Source organism: Moraxella sp. ZY210820 (genome assembly GCF_030674635.1).
GTDB lineage: Bacteria > Pseudomonadota > Gammaproteobacteria > Pseudomonadales > Moraxellaceae > Acinetobacter.
The window spans coordinates 702,452-717,494 of sequence record NZ_CP089978.1; the positions used below are offsets into that span (position 1 = coordinate 702,452).

At 37.3% G+C, this 15,043-nt stretch carries 18 protein-coding genes, 1 tRNA gene and 1 other RNA gene; 2 read left to right on the forward strand and 18 right to left on the reverse strand.

The features are described 5' to 3' along the window. Positions 1-79: 79 nt before the first annotated feature. From LU301_RS03550 to darT, 10 genes are all read right to left on the reverse strand, one after another. The gene (locus tag LU301_RS03550; RefSeq protein WP_305272586.1) at positions 80-523 is read right to left on the reverse strand and encodes a hypothetical protein; all 444 of its coding nucleotides are present in this window, start codon (positions 521-523) and stop codon (positions 80-82) included. Positions 524-802: 279 nt separating this feature from the next. Continuing rightward, entirely contained in the window at positions 803-1,792 is a 990-nt protein-coding gene (locus LU301_RS03555; RefSeq protein WP_305272590.1) for a 3-oxoacyl-[acyl-carrier-protein] synthase III C-terminal domain-containing protein, read from the reverse strand. Next, positions 1,792-2,559: a phosphatase PAP2 family protein gene (locus LU301_RS03560; protein ID WP_305272594.1), complete on the reverse strand. Its 768-nt coding sequence runs from the start codon at positions 2,557-2,559 to the stop codon at positions 1,792-1,794. The genes LU301_RS03555 and LU301_RS03560 overlap by 1 nt, the downstream gene beginning before the upstream one ends. A 65-nt stretch (positions 2,560-2,624) precedes the next feature. Next, positions 2,625-3,929: a glycosyltransferase gene (locus tag LU301_RS03565; protein ID WP_305272598.1), complete on the reverse strand. Its 1,305-nt coding sequence runs from the start codon at positions 3,927-3,929 to the stop codon at positions 2,625-2,627. 3 nt (positions 3,930-3,932) lie between these two features. Beyond that, on the reverse strand, positions 3,933-5,234 hold the full coding sequence (locus LU301_RS03570) for a F390 synthetase-related protein (protein WP_305272600.1): 1,302 nt from the start codon (positions 5,232-5,234) through the stop codon (positions 3,933-3,935). A 15-nt stretch (positions 5,235-5,249) separates the two neighbouring features. Beyond that, on the reverse strand, positions 5,250-5,525 hold the full coding sequence (locus LU301_RS03575; RefSeq protein WP_305272602.1) for a type II toxin-antitoxin system YafQ family toxin: 276 nt from the start codon (positions 5,523-5,525) through the stop codon (positions 5,250-5,252). After that, positions 5,518-5,808: a type II toxin-antitoxin system RelB/DinJ family antitoxin gene (locus LU301_RS03580; RefSeq protein WP_305272605.1), complete on the reverse strand. Its 291-nt coding sequence runs from the start codon at positions 5,806-5,808 to the stop codon at positions 5,518-5,520. Before LU301_RS03580 ends, LU301_RS03575 begins: the two co-directional genes overlap by 8 nt. 64 nt (positions 5,809-5,872) lie before the next feature. After that, positions 5,873-6,694 (reverse strand): MBL fold metallo-hydrolase, encoded by an 822-nt coding sequence (locus LU301_RS03585; RefSeq protein WP_305272607.1) that lies wholly within the window; start codon positions 6,692-6,694, stop codon positions 5,873-5,875. A gap of 151 nt (positions 6,695-6,845) precedes the next feature. After that, entirely contained in the window at positions 6,846-7,877 is a 1,032-nt protein-coding gene (gene darG, locus LU301_RS03590) for a type II toxin-antitoxin system antitoxin DNA ADP-ribosyl glycohydrolase DarG (protein WP_305272609.1), read from the reverse strand. Further along, on the reverse strand, positions 7,877-8,530 hold the full coding sequence (gene darT, locus LU301_RS03595) for a type II toxin-antitoxin system toxin DNA ADP-ribosyl transferase DarT (protein WP_305272610.1): 654 nt from the start codon (positions 8,528-8,530) through the stop codon (positions 7,877-7,879). The genes darG and darT overlap by 1 nt, the downstream gene beginning before the upstream one ends. 185 nt (positions 8,531-8,715) lie before the next feature. Between darT and LU301_RS03600 the strand changes: the two genes are divergently transcribed. Both LU301_RS03600 and LU301_RS03605 read left to right on the forward strand, forming a co-directional pair. Beyond that, positions 8,716-9,375, forward strand: a complete 660-nt coding sequence (locus LU301_RS03600) for an NAD(P)H-dependent oxidoreductase (protein WP_305272613.1) — start codon at positions 8,716-8,718, stop codon at positions 9,373-9,375. A 117-nt stretch (positions 9,376-9,492) separates the two neighbouring features. Then, positions 9,493-9,975, forward strand: coding sequence for an META domain-containing protein (locus LU301_RS03605; protein WP_305272615.1), 483 nt, complete (start codon positions 9,493-9,495; stop codon positions 9,973-9,975). Between the two features lie 52 nt (positions 9,976-10,027). Here LU301_RS03605 and mpl read toward each other — a convergent pair whose 3' ends face one another. From mpl to LU301_RS03645, 8 genes are all read right to left on the reverse strand, one after another. Further along, positions 10,028-11,395, reverse strand: coding sequence for a UDP-N-acetylmuramate:L-alanyl-gamma-D-glutamyl-meso-diaminopimelate ligase (gene mpl, locus LU301_RS03610; RefSeq protein WP_305272619.1), 1,368 nt, complete (start codon positions 11,393-11,395; stop codon positions 10,028-10,030). A 338-nt stretch (positions 11,396-11,733) separates the two neighbouring features. Continuing rightward, complete coding sequence (locus LU301_RS03615; RefSeq protein WP_370692237.1) at positions 11,734-12,309, reverse strand: IS630 family transposase; 576 nt, start codon at positions 12,307-12,309, stop codon at positions 11,734-11,736. Beyond that, positions 12,293-12,613 (reverse strand): IS630 transposase-related protein, encoded by a 321-nt coding sequence (locus LU301_RS03620; protein ID WP_305272622.1) that lies wholly within the window; start codon positions 12,611-12,613, stop codon positions 12,293-12,295. Before LU301_RS03620 ends, LU301_RS03615 begins: the two co-directional genes overlap by 17 nt. 105 nt (positions 12,614-12,718) lie before the next feature. Further along, a non-coding RNA gene (gene ssrS / locus LU301_RS03625) (6S RNA) lies at positions 12,719-12,903 on the reverse strand. Between the two features lie 101 nt (positions 12,904-13,004). After that, positions 13,005-13,274 (reverse strand): hypothetical protein, encoded by a 270-nt coding sequence (locus tag LU301_RS03630; protein WP_305272625.1) that lies wholly within the window; start codon positions 13,272-13,274, stop codon positions 13,005-13,007. Next, the gene (locus LU301_RS03635) at positions 13,243-13,461 is read right to left on the reverse strand and encodes a hypothetical protein (RefSeq protein ID WP_305272627.1); all 219 of its coding nucleotides are present in this window, start codon (positions 13,459-13,461) and stop codon (positions 13,243-13,245) included. The genes LU301_RS03630 and LU301_RS03635 overlap by 32 nt, the downstream gene beginning before the upstream one ends. 59 nt (positions 13,462-13,520) lie before the next feature. Further along, entirely contained in the window at positions 13,521-14,717 is a 1,197-nt protein-coding gene (locus LU301_RS03640) for a PilT/PilU family type 4a pilus ATPase (protein WP_305272629.1), read from the reverse strand. A 160-nt stretch (positions 14,718-14,877) separates the two neighbouring features. Further along, positions 14,878-14,953: transfer RNA gene (locus tag LU301_RS03645), tRNA-Glu, on the reverse strand. Positions 14,954-15,043 lie beyond the last annotated feature (90 nt).

The window sequence follows — 15,043 nt, forward strand, 5'->3', positions numbered from 1 at the left end:
ATTTTTTAGGTAATTTTTTTTGTGAAAAATAAAAACCCTTAACTAAAATTAAAAGTTAAGGGTTTTTTATTAAGGAAAGTTATATCATCCAAGTTATTATTACTAAATTATTGGCTTTAGCATACTCAAAATATTCTTTCATGCCCACTAAGAACCCATAGAATCTCTCTTGATCATTCTCATCTTGTGATGAATATTCTATCTCTGAAGCCACTTGCAATAAATCTTCATCATTAAAGCTATCCAAAACTATTTCAAGACCTTCTTCATCATACATTCCACCAGCATCCACTTGCAAAATAGATAAAGGTTCAACATAGCTAAAAATTGCCCCTAACGAATTACCCGTTTCGTATAAATAATCCATAAAATCTCTAGCATAAAAATCTAAATCCATATATTGAATTTCTTTTGAGTCTGTATATCTGTTACTTTCTACATAATCAGAAAAATCTAACTTCCCTGATTTAATTTCTTCAAATTTTTCTTTGGTAGCTGTTATATAGCATACAGACATAGACATAATCATTCTCCTTGTTAATTTAAGAAGATTTAATTATAACACTGTAAAGAAAAAAATACAATGTATAATTGAAAAAAAGTTTGTTATACCCACCGAACCCCAAATATGATACAATATCAACCCAATACCATATCACAAAATACCACCAATGGCATACTCACAAGACTACCGACAAATGATACTCACCAAACTTAAATCAGCTCGTAGGTTGGGTAGAGCGATAGCGATACCCAACAGATTTAAAATTTAAAAATAAAATATTCATTGATTACCCATCGTTTAAATTTGCCAAATTGCCCCCGCCAAAGTCAACCCCGCCCCTGTGCCAACAAGTGCCACCGTTTTGCCCTGTTGCCATTGCCCTGTGCTGACCGCTTCGTGTAGCACCGTGGGCAAGGAGGCGGAAACTTGATTGCCGTGTGTGGGATAAATATTGATGACTTTTTGTGGGGCAATGCCCAAGCGTTTGATTAAATGACTCATACCCAAATGGCTGGCTTGATGCACAAGCCATAAATCTATCTTTTGGATTGTTAAAGGATTTTTGGGTGTGTTTAATAAATTATCCAAAAAAGCTGGCAACACTTCGCTGGTTTTTTTAAATACCCCATAGCCGTCCATTTTAAAATAAAAATCGTCTTCACACATTCCTGTTTTGGGGTTTCTTGCAGTGCCACCTGCCTGAATTTGACAATATTCAATGCCGTCAGGATAACTTTTCATCAAAAATCCGAGCAGTCCGCCGTCATTGTCCGCCCCTTTTTCCAAAATGACACAACTTGCCCCATCGCCAAAAATGAGTGCCGTTTCATCGTCTTGCCAATTTAGCCCACGAGATGCCAAATCGGACGCACAAATGGCAATGCGTTTATAACAACCCATATTCAATAACGCTCCTGCCTGTTGCAAAGCAGGCAAAAAGCCCACGCAACTGGCATTGACATCATAGCCCGCTCCTTGCCAATTTAAGTGTGCAAAGATATGGCTTGCGGTGCTAGGCAGAGCTTGTTGTGGTACGCCATTGACCGCAATCAACAAATCAATATCGGATAAAGACAAATTGGCATTTTGGCAAGCATTTAAAATTGCTTGACCTGCCAACCCAGCTTGGGTTAAGTGCAAATCGGCGTGATGACGATACAGAATGCCACTTCTTTTTTGCACATAGCCGTCTGGTTTGTTTAGGCGTTTATCAAGCTCGCCAGAATGGATTTTTTGTGTGGGTAATGCCTTGCCTGTGGCGATGAGTTTAAGAGAGAATGGGGTCATTATTGCACCTTTTGATAACAACTGATAAAAATTAAAATGCCAATTGCCAAGATGATTCCTGCCAATAAATCTACACCATAATGAAAAGCAAAATATTGCGTAGAAATGATAAGACCTATGGTAATAGGCAATAATGCCAAGCCAATTTTATGGCATTTTTTAATAAAGAAAAATCCGTTAATCAATACCGCAAATCCTGTATGTAAACTGGGAAATGCGTCAATCCCAACAATCAAAGGTTTGTTGGCGTTCATTAAAAATGTTGTGATATATCCGCCTGTATTGGGAAAATAAAACACATCAGGATATGCCAAATAACCGCCTTGTGCAGGAATCACCAAATAACCCATATATCCTACAACAAACATTATCGCCAAACCAAAACTAAATAATTGATAATGCTGTTTATGATTTTTAAACCAAAAATAACACGACAAAATTTGCAATGGAAATAATGCCAAATAACACAATGCCAAATATTCAGACAGCCACACGGGGCGGTAAGTGAAATAAAGCGGTAAACTTTGCCCAAAAATCCAAGTATCTAATTGGTATAATTTATCATCAAAACGATAAGGAATAATGTTGCCAATTAAAGAAAACATTGGAAAAATCACATAAGACAATAATAAAACAGCAAAACCAACAAAACGCCCATTTTTTGTTTTGAGTATCAATGGTATGAGTACACTTAATAGTGTCAGTGAAACAAAATGACGAGGTTCAAAGTGGTCAAATTGTCCAATCCCAATCATCATTATCATCATACAAAAAACCACGCACCCATATAGCGTGATGATAAATGGGTTTGGTATTTGATATTTTAACCAAGTCATTTTGTATTATTATCCAAACAATCACTTGCTTTATCAATATCATTGTGTTTGCCCATCTTGATAATTTTTAGGCAGGCTTGATCAATACCTGTGGGCGTGATTTGTTGTGCGATACTTTGGCAATGATGAGATAAGTTTTGGTTATTGATAAGATTTTTTAAAGCCTTGATGACGGTATCCACCTGATAGGCTTTGGGTAAAATTTCTACCGCCACACCAAGCGATACGGCACGGCTGGCATTGTCAAATTGGTCAAAGGCACAGGGGCGAATGAGCTGTGGCACGCCTGATTTTAGGGCAACTGCGGTATTGCCAATGCCACCGTGATGTACAAACACGGCTACTTTAGGCAAAATTTGCTCATACGCCACATAATCCACCGCCAAAATACTATTGGGCAAATTGGTAGGCAACTGCTCCTTGATATGGCTGACAAAAATCGCCCGAATGCCCATTTTTTCACAAACCAAGCGTGAAGTGGCAAAAAACTGTTGGGCATTGGCGGTTGCCGTCCCTGCACAAAACAACACAGGCTTGTCGCCTTCTTGTAAAAAGTTCATTATCTTTGTGGAGAGTTCGCCTGACTGCTGATGCTCATAAAAAGGAAATCCGACCACTTCAATATCCGCCCAATCAGGCTGTCTTGGGGCAAACCGCTCATCAAACAAACTAAGCACCAAATCCGCCTGATTGACCCACTGTATCATCGGTACTGCCAAAGGTGCCAATCCATAATCGGCACGCAAGCGGTTGATAGGCTTGGTGAAATTAGGACGAAATACCGCCCAATCCACCCACCGCCAAAACAGGCGATTTAGGGTGGGATTTTGCCATTGGGTTAAATTGTCCAATATCGGTAAGGCTCGCCCCATACGCTGTACTGAATAAATGGCAAGGGGCGACAAATGCACATTGACAAAAGGGAGGCGGTATTTTTCGGCAAAAATATGCGGAGCAGGGTTCATCACACCACCAATCACGACCGTTTGATTTGGAGCGATGTCTTTTTCCATCTCATTGATAATTAAGGGAATAATTCTGGTCATTACCGCCACAATTTGACGAATGGACGACAAGGGGCGATTGTCATTGAGTGCAGACAAGGCTTGATAATACAGCTCATTTGTCCCCACAGGCACAAAGCGAACGCCTTTGGGGGCAAACTGAGCAAACAAGGGCGTGCCATAGACAATGGCGTGATGACCTAATTTGGTAAGACCTTCTGCCAACGCCATAAAAGGCAAAACATCGCCGTGACTGCCTGCGGTGGCAATCAAATAAGTGGTGGGTGTTAATGTCATTTCTTATCGCTCCGCCAATTGGACAATCCGCCTTTTTTTCTTATCAAAACTTTGGGTGGGGATTTGATTGTGCCATTGCCAAACAATATTCCCACTATCAATGCCTTGCGTATTTAAAAATTCATTAAAAGACAGCCTGAAATGTTCCCAATCAGCATTGTCCAGTTGTGCGGTTAAAGTTAGACAATTGCCTGCTTGTTCAAGGCGATAATCCCTATCCAAAGGCAAAGAAAGGGCGATGATGCGTGAAATGCTGTCGGCAAAAATCTGTTTATCGCCAAATTTTAGCCCGTCGTCGCTACGCCCTTCAATATGCGAGAGTGCCAAACACGCAGAGCCACACGGACAAGGGGTGGGCTTGACGGTGAGCACATCGTTTAACACATAACGGACAATCGGCTGAGTGGTGCGAGAAAAGTCAGTGATGATAGGCATAAAGTGCTTGTCATCAAGCCATTGTTTTTCAATATAGACAAACTCTTCATTCAAATGCAAAGTGCCGTGTGAGCAAGTGCTTGCCAAAAAACCTTCGGTGGCTTGATACACTTCGTGCAGATTGGGGAAAATTTGAGCGATGGCTTGGCGGTCGGCAAAAGTAAGCACTTCGGCACAAGAAATCACTTTTTTGGGCGAGATTTTCAGGCTGCCTGAACGCACTTCGTCCGCAATGGCTCGCAAGACTTGGGCAGGGGCGACAATGATGGTCGGGTTTTGCGTAGCGAGTTTGGCAAGCAGTGTTTCAAACGGCAAAAGCAAATCATAATAGGCAAATTCAATGCACGGCGTGGTCACGGCTTTGTACAAATTGCTATTGGCTCGCAAAAACAAGGCAACTTTTTCGCCTGTGAACAGTCCATCAGGGAGCATTTTGGCAAGCATAATCCCTGCCCATTTGGCTTGTTCATTTGGCGATACCAAAAACAGTCCTCGCTCGCCTGTTGTGCCTGATGATAAGCCCACGCTGATGCCATTGTTTAAAGTGGGGCTAAAATTACGGTCTTGTTCGGCTTTAAGTGCCAAGGCAAAGGCGGTGTCTTTGTTGATGTTTTGGGTGTTCATTGTGTTAAATTCTTTTAACATCAATGATTTATCCATTGTAGGTAATTGAGCGAAAATGGCTGGATTAAATGTCCAATCATCGCCAAAATGCGTTTTTAATAGGGCAGAAAAATAAGGGCTTTGGCGTAAAGTTTGCTTAAAAAATCGGCTTAATTGCTTAGCTTGGTGGTACTCTAAATCCGCTCGGCTGACGAAAGTTAGGCGTTTGGTGCGGTGGTAGCTGACAAGTAGGGGTAGTAGGTTCATTTTGGTTGGAGGGTTTTAAGCAATACTTAATTCACTATGACTGCCCAAGCGGTGCAAAAGTAGGTCGTTGTCGCCCATCAATTCATAAATCAGCACCAAATCAGGCTTAATATGACAATCCATACAGCCTTGCCATTCGCCTTTTAGGGGGTGATTGGCATAACGAGCAGGCATTGGCAAGCCGTTAATCAAGCAATTCATCACTTCTATCCATTGTGGTGCAACAAGGCTCAAAGTGTGTTTTTTAATGTCTCTTTTAAATTGCTTGGTTATCAATACCGACTTAGCCACAGGAGAGCTCCTGCAATGCTTCAATGACATTATCAGCTTCAAATTTCTCCAAAACCCCTGCTTGATAATCTGTTCGCCCTTGACGAATTGCCTGTGCGGTCAGTTCATTGGGTGTGATTGCCATTGTGCGTTTTTCAAAAGACAAAGGCAAACTGCCTGTGTCTGCCACCTGTTTTAAAATCAATCGCATAAATTGGCTTGGTGTCATACCAAAACTTTCAATCACACCAAATGCTTGTGCTTTTAAGTTTTCATCAAGTCGCAAATTAAAATTTGTGGTCATCAGCGCACCTATTCAAGATATGTTTTACATTGTGATTCTATTGTATGTCATTTGTTTTGCAAAATCAAGCAAGTTTTTCGTCCAACTCGTGGCTTAAATGTATGGCAACACCTCGTTTATGCCACTCGGATAAATGCGACAGCGTGCGATAAAACGCAGGCATATCGTGCATAATCAAGTGGCTGATTTTGGCAGGCGGACGACCCAAAAAGTTTTGTGCTGACCACGCCGAATCAGATGCAATCAGCTCCCAGCCCTTATCGGTTAAAACAAACGCCCCAATTTGTCCAATGGCGTGCCCATCTAGTGGTACCAGCAAAATTTCATCATTGCTATTGGGCAATGCCCAAGCCGTTTTGGGGGCGTGTGGTTCATCAAGGCACAGATGTTCTGGTAAGGCTTTGGGTAAAAACTGTTCCACCGCCATAAATCGGCTTTCAAAGTCGCTGGGTATTAAATTAGGCAAAAAACCTTGTTTGAGGGCTTTTAAGCCTGTTAATGGTTTTAAAAAATCAAAGGCAAGCCGTCTAGCAATCAAAGGAATGTTGGTAAAATCCTTTAAACCTGCAATGTGGTCGGCGTGAAAATGCGAAATAATCAGCCCTGACAAATCCTTAATATTCAAGCCAAATCCTTGTAATTGATGGAAAATGTGTTCGGACAGATTAAAAAATACAGGCGTGATTTTGGCATACAGCGAATAAATGCCCCGACTGGCATCAAAAAAATGTTCGGCATAACCTGTGTCCCACAGCCAAAAGCGCCCATTGGCTTCTAATAAAAACACCCTTGCAGGAAATTGACACGCCCCAAATCCTGCGCCACGCACCGCCACGCAAGCAGGGTGGGTGCAATAACCTGCCTGAAAAAAGTGGATTTTTGCCATAATAACTTTATGTAACTAAACGATTATTTTGATTTTTCTGGTTTAGTATAACACAATAAGTCGCTTGATTGTGGTTGTGATGTGAATGTCCCAACCCCTCTTTTTAATAATCCACAAAAACACCGCTTTGATTGGGGCGGTGTTTTTTGCTTTAATTTATCCAACCTTGCTCCTGCAAACGCTCATACGCAATACGAATTTGTCTAGGAGAAAAGCGTTTTTTCTGTTCATTCCATTGATAAATATAATCAATGCATTCACTTAAATCATATTTTTCTGCCTTAATCACAGCCCAATGTACCGTAGATAGTAATTCTAAACCATCATAACTTTCAAAACCATCTACCAATTGACTGACTTTTTCAAAATGAATTTGTGTTTGTGGAGAGTTTTTTAATATATTTTGGGCATCAATAATAGCATTTTTCATAATCGCCAATGTCTTATGTGGATTATCGCCACCATCTAAATAACCTTGAATAAAATGACCTTCTATTGCTTTTAGAACTTGGCGTAAATTTTCTGCATAAGGACCATAATGATGCTTGACATAATTTAAACGCAAATTTTCTCCCGCTTCTTGCATAAAATACATTAATTTATGTACTTCTAGTAATGAAATAGTTGGGTCTAATAATCCTTGCAAATAACGATTCATTAATTCAATTAACGATGCACGACCAATGGTCATCTCTGGTATCTTTTGCGTTTGGGTATGATATTGAATGGCAGTATCAGGTTCATAAATATAAATATCAATATCTTTTAAATCAGATAAAGCGTATCCAATTTTATTTTTTACAGTTTGCCAATCTAGTCCACCCAAACCAGAACCTAATGGTGGAATGGCAATGGAGCGAATTTGATATTTTTGAATAACTGATATTAAATCCTGTAATCCTGCTTCAATATATTCTATTTTGCTATGACCACGCCAATGATTTTTAGTTGGAAAGTTAATAATATATTTAGGAAAAATCAAAGAATTGACTTGAAAAACAAACATTTTTCCAATTTGTACTTCTTTTAACTTACAAGCCTGTTGGTATGCCTTAAAATTCTCAGGATATTTATTTTTAAATTGCAATGCCAATCCACGCCCCATTACACCAACACAATTAACGGTGTTAATGATTGCTTCGGCTTCACTATTAAAAATATCGCCATTTTTATAAATAATCATCACAAACTCACTTCATAATACCAATTTTCACAAATTTCTAAATTGGTTTGATAGCCTAAACTTTGTATTGTTTGAGAAACTTCATTGAATACTGTTTGAGAATGAACACCAATCTTTTCAATCAAACAAATAGGGAATTGTTGCTCTATCAAAAATTCGGCTTGTTTCCCTGCTTTAATTTCAGGGGCTGACCAATGCTGTGTATTGACTGCTGTCCAGTTTATGTTATGAAATTCGTTTATTTGATTGTAGTCATTAAAATGATAAGAACCTGCATTAGAATCGGTAAATGCCCAACGAATATTGTTTGAATTCGCCCAATCAATGACTTGTCTTAAATCTGCTTGTAAATGAATGATATTTTCCTGTCCACCTTGATAAGTTAATTGAGAATTTCGTTGATTAATCATATACAGCATTATAGAACGAGGACAAAAATAAAATGGTACACATTGACCCACAAATAAATCTGGATAGCTAGTAAGTTTTAATTCATCTAAACGCCGATCTTTAATCTTGTCCAAACCAATCACAGGAAAATTATTTGCTCTTTGGCGAATCAAGGCATCACTAAAAAGACAGCCATCTTGAATGATTGCAGAAAGCCTATCTTTATGAACAATGTGATAAATTTTTGAATTACTGGGTATCATTGTTTTAAAAATAAAGACATAACACTTTCCCATTCTAGCACAAAATACCATTTATTTTCAAGCATTAAACAATCTTAATATCAATAAAAATTATACCCAATCATCAAAATTCTCAATTTTTCACAATATTGCCAATCCGCTATAATACACCCAATCTTTAAATCCCCAAATTTTGGAGTAGCCCAATGACCTTTTTTAACAAAGACGATATTTTAAATGCCTTTCATTACCGTGCCTCCACTCGCTCGTACGATGGCAATAAGAAAATCAGCGATGACGATTTTCACGCCATTTTGGAAATGGGGCGACTCTCCCCAAGCTCGGTGGGCTCTGAGCCTTGGCAATTTTTGGTATTGCAAAATGCCAATTTACGCCAAAAATTAAAACCTTACTGCTGGGGCATTCCCACGATGGAAACTTCAAGTCATATTGTGGCGATTTTGGCAAAGAAAAACGCCCGCTATGACACGCCTTATTTTGGGCAAATTATGGACAGACGGGGCTTAACTGGCGAGGCTCGTGAAAAAGCGTTGGCGGTGTACAAAAAATTCCAAACAGAGGACATTGCCATTTTGGACTCTGACCGCAGTCTATACGATTGGGCGAGCAAACAAACTTACATCGCCCTTGCCAATATGATGACGGGGGCGGCGATGATGGGCATTGATTCTTGTCCGATTGAAGGTTTCGCCTACAAAGAAGTCAATGACATCTTGGCAAATGAAGGCTTGTTTGACCCGAACGAGTGGGCGGTGTCAGTAATGTGTACTTTTGGCTATCGTGATAAAGACATCAAGCCAAAGGCACGCAAAGCCTTTGATGAAGTGGTGAAGTTTGTGGAATAAAATAAAAACACCGTTTGCAGGAATGTAGGCGGTGTTTTTCATTGCAAATTCGACTTAAAATCTATAAACTTTGTGGATTATTTTGTATAATAAGTTATCCATTGATAGGAGATGCTTATGAAAACTCTTAAGTTGACTGTACTAAGTTTGCTCATCGTATTAACAGCTTGTAAATCAGATAATATAAAGAATATCAGTAGTATCAATATGAGTAGTCAAGTATCAAAATTAGATTTATTTCAAACATTTCCGATGAGTGAAAAATATTTATTAGGTACTTGGCAATTAAAAGATAGTCCATTTAAAGATAATGAAAACAAACCTTTAACCTTAAAATTTGAACAGGGAGAGGTGTTGGTACTGAATGGCTGTAATAATCTACGTGCTAATTATGAAATTAAAGATGGACGTTTAACAGTTGCCTCACCAATTTCTACCCGTATGATGTGTGAAGAAAACTTGATGCAAATTGATAATTTAGCAAGTAAATTATTAACAGGACAAATTATTTTAGAAAAATTTGTTGATAGTTTACCTGAACATAGTTATTTAAAAATCACGCTTGATGGTAAAGAATATAAATTTAACCGAGTAAAATAATGTGTAAGAAAAAGGCAAATCCATGTCGATTTGCCTTTTTAGTGGTTTAGGCTTAATTTTGATTTTTTAATGCTTGAATCAATTTTTGATGTAAACCACCAAAACCACCATTCGACATAATAATGATGACATCGCCTGATTTTGCTTCATTTACAATACGTTGCATAATTTGCTGTAAAGATGTGGCAATTTGAGCAGAATTTTTTGCATCGGCAACCACAGGCTGTAAATCCCAATCTAAACCTTCTGGTTGATACCAAATGACTTCATCAGCCAATTTGGCAGAATGAGCTAGTTCAGATTTATGTGTACCCATACGCATGGTATTTGAACGTGGCTCGATAATTGCCCATAATTTACGCTCGCCAATACGTTTTCTGGCACCGTCTAATGTCGTTGCAATTGCTGTTGGGTGATGGGCAAAATCATCATATACTTCAATGCCTTGTACCGTATCTAATAATTCCATACGGCGTTTTACCCCAGCAAATTTTGATAAAGCTTCGCACGCTGTCGCAATATCAATGCCAATATGCAAACACGCACCAATGACCGAAAGGGCATTCATTACACTGTGTTTACCTGTCATTGTCCAATGTACTTCAGCCGTTTGTTCGCCAAAATTCACTTTAAAATGACTGCCATCATCGCTCAATAATTCAGCTGTTAATACCGTATTTTCACTGTGTAAACTTGTGCGAATGATTGGCGACCAACAGCCCATTTGTAAGACTTCATCAATGTTTTGTTCTGCCAATGGAGCGATAATTTGTCCAGTCGCAGGAATGGTACGCACAAGATGATGGAATTGTTTTTGAATGGCTTTTAAATCTTCAAAAATATCCGCATGGTCAAATTCTAAATTATTTAAAATGGCTGTTTTGGGTTTGTAGTGTACAAATTTTGAACGTTTATCAAAAAAAGCACTGTCATATTCATCAGCTTCAACCACAAAATAATCACTATCGGTTAATCTTGCACTATGTTCAAAGCATAATGGGACACCGCCAATGAGGAAACTTGGATTTTTTCCTGCATATTCCAAGACCCAAGCCAGCATGGTTGAAGTTGTGGTTTTGCCATGTGTCCCTGCAACAGCAAGCGTATGTTTACCTTGTAAAATATAATCGGCTAAAAATTGTGGCCCAGAAGTATAAGGCAAACCTGCATCGAGCATATATTCAACCGCATCAATACCACGTTTCATGGCATTGCCAACCACGACTAAATCAGGTGTTGGATTTTGTAAATGACTGCGGTCATAGCCTTGCATTAGGGTAATGCCCACGTTTTCTAATTGGGTGGACATCGGTGGATAAACGTTTTGGTCAGACCCTGTTACCGTATGCCCAAGTTCACGAGCCAATAATGCCAATGAACCCATAAATGTACCGCAAATGCCTAAAATATGTATGTGCATGATGATGCCTTATAAAAAATAATATCTTTGCTTTATTTTAGCAGATTTTTAATGATTAAATTTTATAATTTATGTCAATATGTTATAGAAAATTTTGTTTATTAAAAAACTCTTATTATGATAGGAATTTTTACTCTTGAATATACAATCTAAGTGCAGTAATTGTTATCACACAAATTATAGGAGTAATGTTCATAAATAAATCATATCAAAAGCAAGATGTATCAGATTATATGGAATATCAATACACACAAAAGCTAATAAGCCCTTATTTTTGTATAATTTTTCATCAAATATTGTATACCTACTGTATACCACAGAATTATGGTTATGAATGGCTATGTATTGTTATCAATTGCTAAAACATATATAGTGTAATTACCTAAAAAAGATACGATAGTTAAAAACCAAAATAGTAGAGTTTCAATACAATTAACGTTCCATACTTTTCTTAGATACTTAATCCATGACCATAATTTTTCTATAGGATTAAAATCAGGACTATAAGGTGAAAGCCATAGAATTTGATGTCCCGCTTGCTCTAAAGCAGTCTGAATATCTTTTTTTTTATGAAAAGGTGCATTATCCATCACAACAACACTATGAGCAGGTAATTCAGGAATTAACTGCTGTATAACCCAAGCATAGAAAACATCAGCAGTAATTGAACAATCAAATACACTCAATGCAAAGGGAGTTTGTCCACAAATTGCACCAATCACATTCTTTTGCTTAACACTAAAAGTCCCTTTTTCTTGATAGGTTTGACCTTTGGGTGCATAAACGTGTGGTCGATTATCTTCTATCTTAAATCCACTTTCATCAATATAAACAATAGGATATAAACACTTTTCATAAATTGAAAGTAACTCTAAATATTCTTGACGCTTTACTTCATCAGCTTGTTTCGGAATGAAGGATTTTTTTTCGAGTAATACCCAAGCGTTTTAACGCCTTACATATACCAGCTTGTGAACAATTTAGACGAGAAGCTCTTTCCCATTGATAAACATCTGGATAATCTTTAATGTCTTGCAAAAGCTGTTCATCTTGAATCGTTCTTGGTTTTCTATCATGCGTTTCTTTAATATCTATACACTGTTTCCAACTATACAAGGTGTGAGTACTCATATTGTACTTTTTGGCAACTTGACGGAAAGAACTGGTTTCAAGTTCAGCAAGAATTTTTTTACGCATAGACATTGGATACGTCATCATTAAATACCTGTATTGATTTTTATATTATTATACTATAGATAGAGTAAAATGTAATTAAGTTATTGAATCTATGTAGTGTTATGTATGGTTATATACTGCTATAAAATGAACTCCGAAAGTATCGCTACAAATCGCACCCTTGAACCCTAAGATTCAAGGTTAGATTGCTGAGTACATATTGGGTTTCCTATTACAAGATAGGCTTACACGCTGAATGTACAAAAAACAATCTGTTAAGTGTGTTTATCGGCTCAGGGGAATAGATTTGTTGGCAAATACTCCAGAGTTTTACTATTATAAGATAAAAATATTAAATATCAAAATGATTTAGCATAAATAAAGTACAGTTAATCAATGATTAAGCTGTACTTTTTATCCATAAATTATCAGATTAAGGACATAAAGGTTTTGCTGTTTTACGATGAATGTAGCTAAACTCAAGACCTTGTGGGAATAATTGTTTTCTACTTTCTTGAAGAAGCTCTTGTTTTATCAATAAAACTTTCTTTGGTTCAATCGCTAAAATTTGTAAACTTGACCACGCTTGATTATCTTTAAGTATAATCAATTTGTTATCTTCAATGGTTACAGGCGTGATTTCTTTGTGGATAAGTTTATAATGACCATCATTATGGCAGATAAAAACGGAAGTTTTCTCCACGAATACCTGTTTTGGTTCTAGTGAATTTAATCACACCATAATGATCAAAAATTTTATCTGTCATTGCCCAATAACCATCAAAAATAGCTTTGGGAATAGTTGTATTGGTCATTTGTTGGGTATTGGCATAACTTGATGCAATACCCATAAAGCCCAATATTAGACTTATAATAACAAATTTATGCATAAGAAAATCCTTATAAAATATAGCTTTTATATCCTTTTTTATCAAATATAAAAGCTAAATTATTCACCTTCAGTTTTTTCTTCTTCATCTTTATGTAAAGATAAACCGACTGATGGCGAACTCTGTTCACCGCCACGTTTACTCTTTAGTTTAATTTGTAAACGAAGTTCGTTTGCAGAGTCTGCATTACGGATTGCTTCTTCATAAGAAATTGCACCTTCATCGTACAAATCAAATAAAGCTTGGTCAAAGGTTTGCATACCTAATTCACGAGATTTACCCATGATTTCTTTTAGTTCATGCATTTGTCCTTTTAAAATTAAGTCCGAAATTAATGGGGTATTGAGCATGATTTCAACAGCTGCACGGCGACCTTGACCATCTTGTGTACGAATTAATCGCTGTGATACAATTGCTTTCATATTTGATGATAAATCCATCAATAATTGATTACGACGTTCTTCAGGGAAGAAGTTAATAATACGGTCAAGTGTTTGGTTTGCATTATTAGCGTGTAATGTACCTAAACATAAATGTCCTGTTTCAGCAAAGGCAATCGCATGTTCCATCGTTTCAGTATCACGAATTTCCCCAATCAAAATTACATCGGGTGCTTGGCGGAGCGTATTTTTGAGTGCGTGATGCCAAGTATGAGTATCAACACCGACCTCACGATGGGTAATCATTGATTTTTTGTGTTTGTGAACATATTCAACAGGGTCTTCAACAGTAATAATATGACCTGCTGAATTTTCATTACGATGATCAATCATGGCAGCCAATGATGTAGATTTACCAGAACCAGTACCACCTACGACAAGTACAAGACCACGTTTTTCCATAATCACATCTTTGAGTTTCTCAGGTAAACGCAATTTTGCAAAGTTTGGAATCTCTGCAGTAATCGTACGGATGACCATACCAACTTGTAATTGTTGTACAAAAATATTAACGCGGAAACGTGAAACTTCAGGGACATTAATTGCAAAATTACATTCTAATTGTTCTTCAAATTCTGCACGTTGTCGTTCATTCATTAAGCTATAAGCAAAAAGTTTAGTTTTATCTGCTGTAAGTGCTTGTTTACTTAAAGGTTTCATCGAACCTTGATGTTTAATACTTGGTGGAAATTCAGCAGTAATAAATAAATCAGAACCACCCACTTCAACAACTTTAGTGAGCATATTAAACATAATACGACGTGCTTCAGCAAGTGTTTCTTCAGTAAATAATGGAGATGATTCTTCGGTACTCATGAGATCGCCTACTTTATAAATATGATGTGTAATACTAGTTATTATAACTTAAATGAAATTTATGTTGATATAAAATTACTTTATTTAACTATAAAAATAATGGAAGAATAAATAGACAATAAAAAACCACTATCAATAGATAGTGGTTTTTATATAAATTTGGCGTCCCTACGGGGATTCGAACCCCGGTTACCGCCGTGAAAGGGCGATGTCCTAGGCCTCTAGACGATAGGGACATTTGAATATTGGCATATATTAAAGTAAATAAAGAAGTATGTCAAATTTTAAATGAAAAATAATTTTAAAATTTTGCTAAGTGTTTCTTT

Excerpts from the sequence above, each read along its gene's own strand:
- LU301_RS03550 (WP_305272586.1), bottom strand. The coding sequence starts at position 523 with ATGTCTATGTCTGTATGCTATATAACAGCTACCAAAGAAAAATTTGAA.
- LU301_RS03555 (WP_305272590.1), bottom strand. The coding sequence starts at position 1,792 with ATGACCCCATTCTCTCTTAAACTCATCGCCACAGGCAAGGCATTACCC.
- LU301_RS03560 (WP_305272594.1), bottom strand. The coding sequence starts at position 2,559 with ATGATGATAATGATGATTGGGATTGGACAATTTGACCACTTTGAACCT.
- LU301_RS03565 (WP_305272598.1), bottom strand. The coding sequence starts at position 3,929 with ATGACATTAACACCCACCACTTATTTGATTGCCACCGCAGGCAGTCAC.
- LU301_RS03570 (WP_305272600.1), bottom strand. The coding sequence starts at position 5,234 with ATGAACCTACTACCCCTACTTGTCAGCTACCACCGCACCAAACGCCTA.
- LU301_RS03580 (WP_305272605.1), bottom strand. The coding sequence starts at position 5,808 with ATGACCACAAATTTTAATTTGCGACTTGATGAAAACTTAAAAGCACAA.
- LU301_RS03585 (WP_305272607.1), bottom strand. The coding sequence starts at position 6,694 with ATGGCAAAAATCCACTTTTTTCAGGCAGGTTATTGCACCCACCCTGCT.
- darG (WP_305272609.1), bottom strand. The coding sequence starts at position 7,877 with ATGATTATTTATAAAAATGGCGATATTTTTAATAGTGAAGCCGAAGCA.
- darT (WP_305272610.1), bottom strand. The coding sequence starts at position 8,530 with ATGATACCCAGTAATTCAAAAATTTATCACATTGTTCATAAAGATAGG.
- LU301_RS03600 (WP_305272613.1), top strand. The coding sequence starts at position 8,716 with ATGACCTTTTTTAACAAAGACGATATTTTAAATGCCTTTCATTACCGT.
- LU301_RS03605 (WP_305272615.1), top strand. The coding sequence starts at position 9,493 with ATGAAAACTCTTAAGTTGACTGTACTAAGTTTGCTCATCGTATTAACA.
- mpl (WP_305272619.1), bottom strand. The coding sequence starts at position 11,395 with ATGCACATACATATTTTAGGCATTTGCGGTACATTTATGGGTTCATTG.
- LU301_RS03620 (WP_305272622.1), bottom strand. The coding sequence starts at position 12,613 with ATGATGACGTATCCAATGTCTATGCGTAAAAAAATTCTTGCTGAACTT.
- LU301_RS03635 (WP_305272627.1), bottom strand. The coding sequence starts at position 13,461 with ATGCATAAATTTGTTATTATAAGTCTAATATTGGGCTTTATGGGTATT.
- LU301_RS03640 (WP_305272629.1), bottom strand. The coding sequence starts at position 14,717 with ATGAGTACCGAAGAATCATCTCCATTATTTACTGAAGAAACACTTGCT.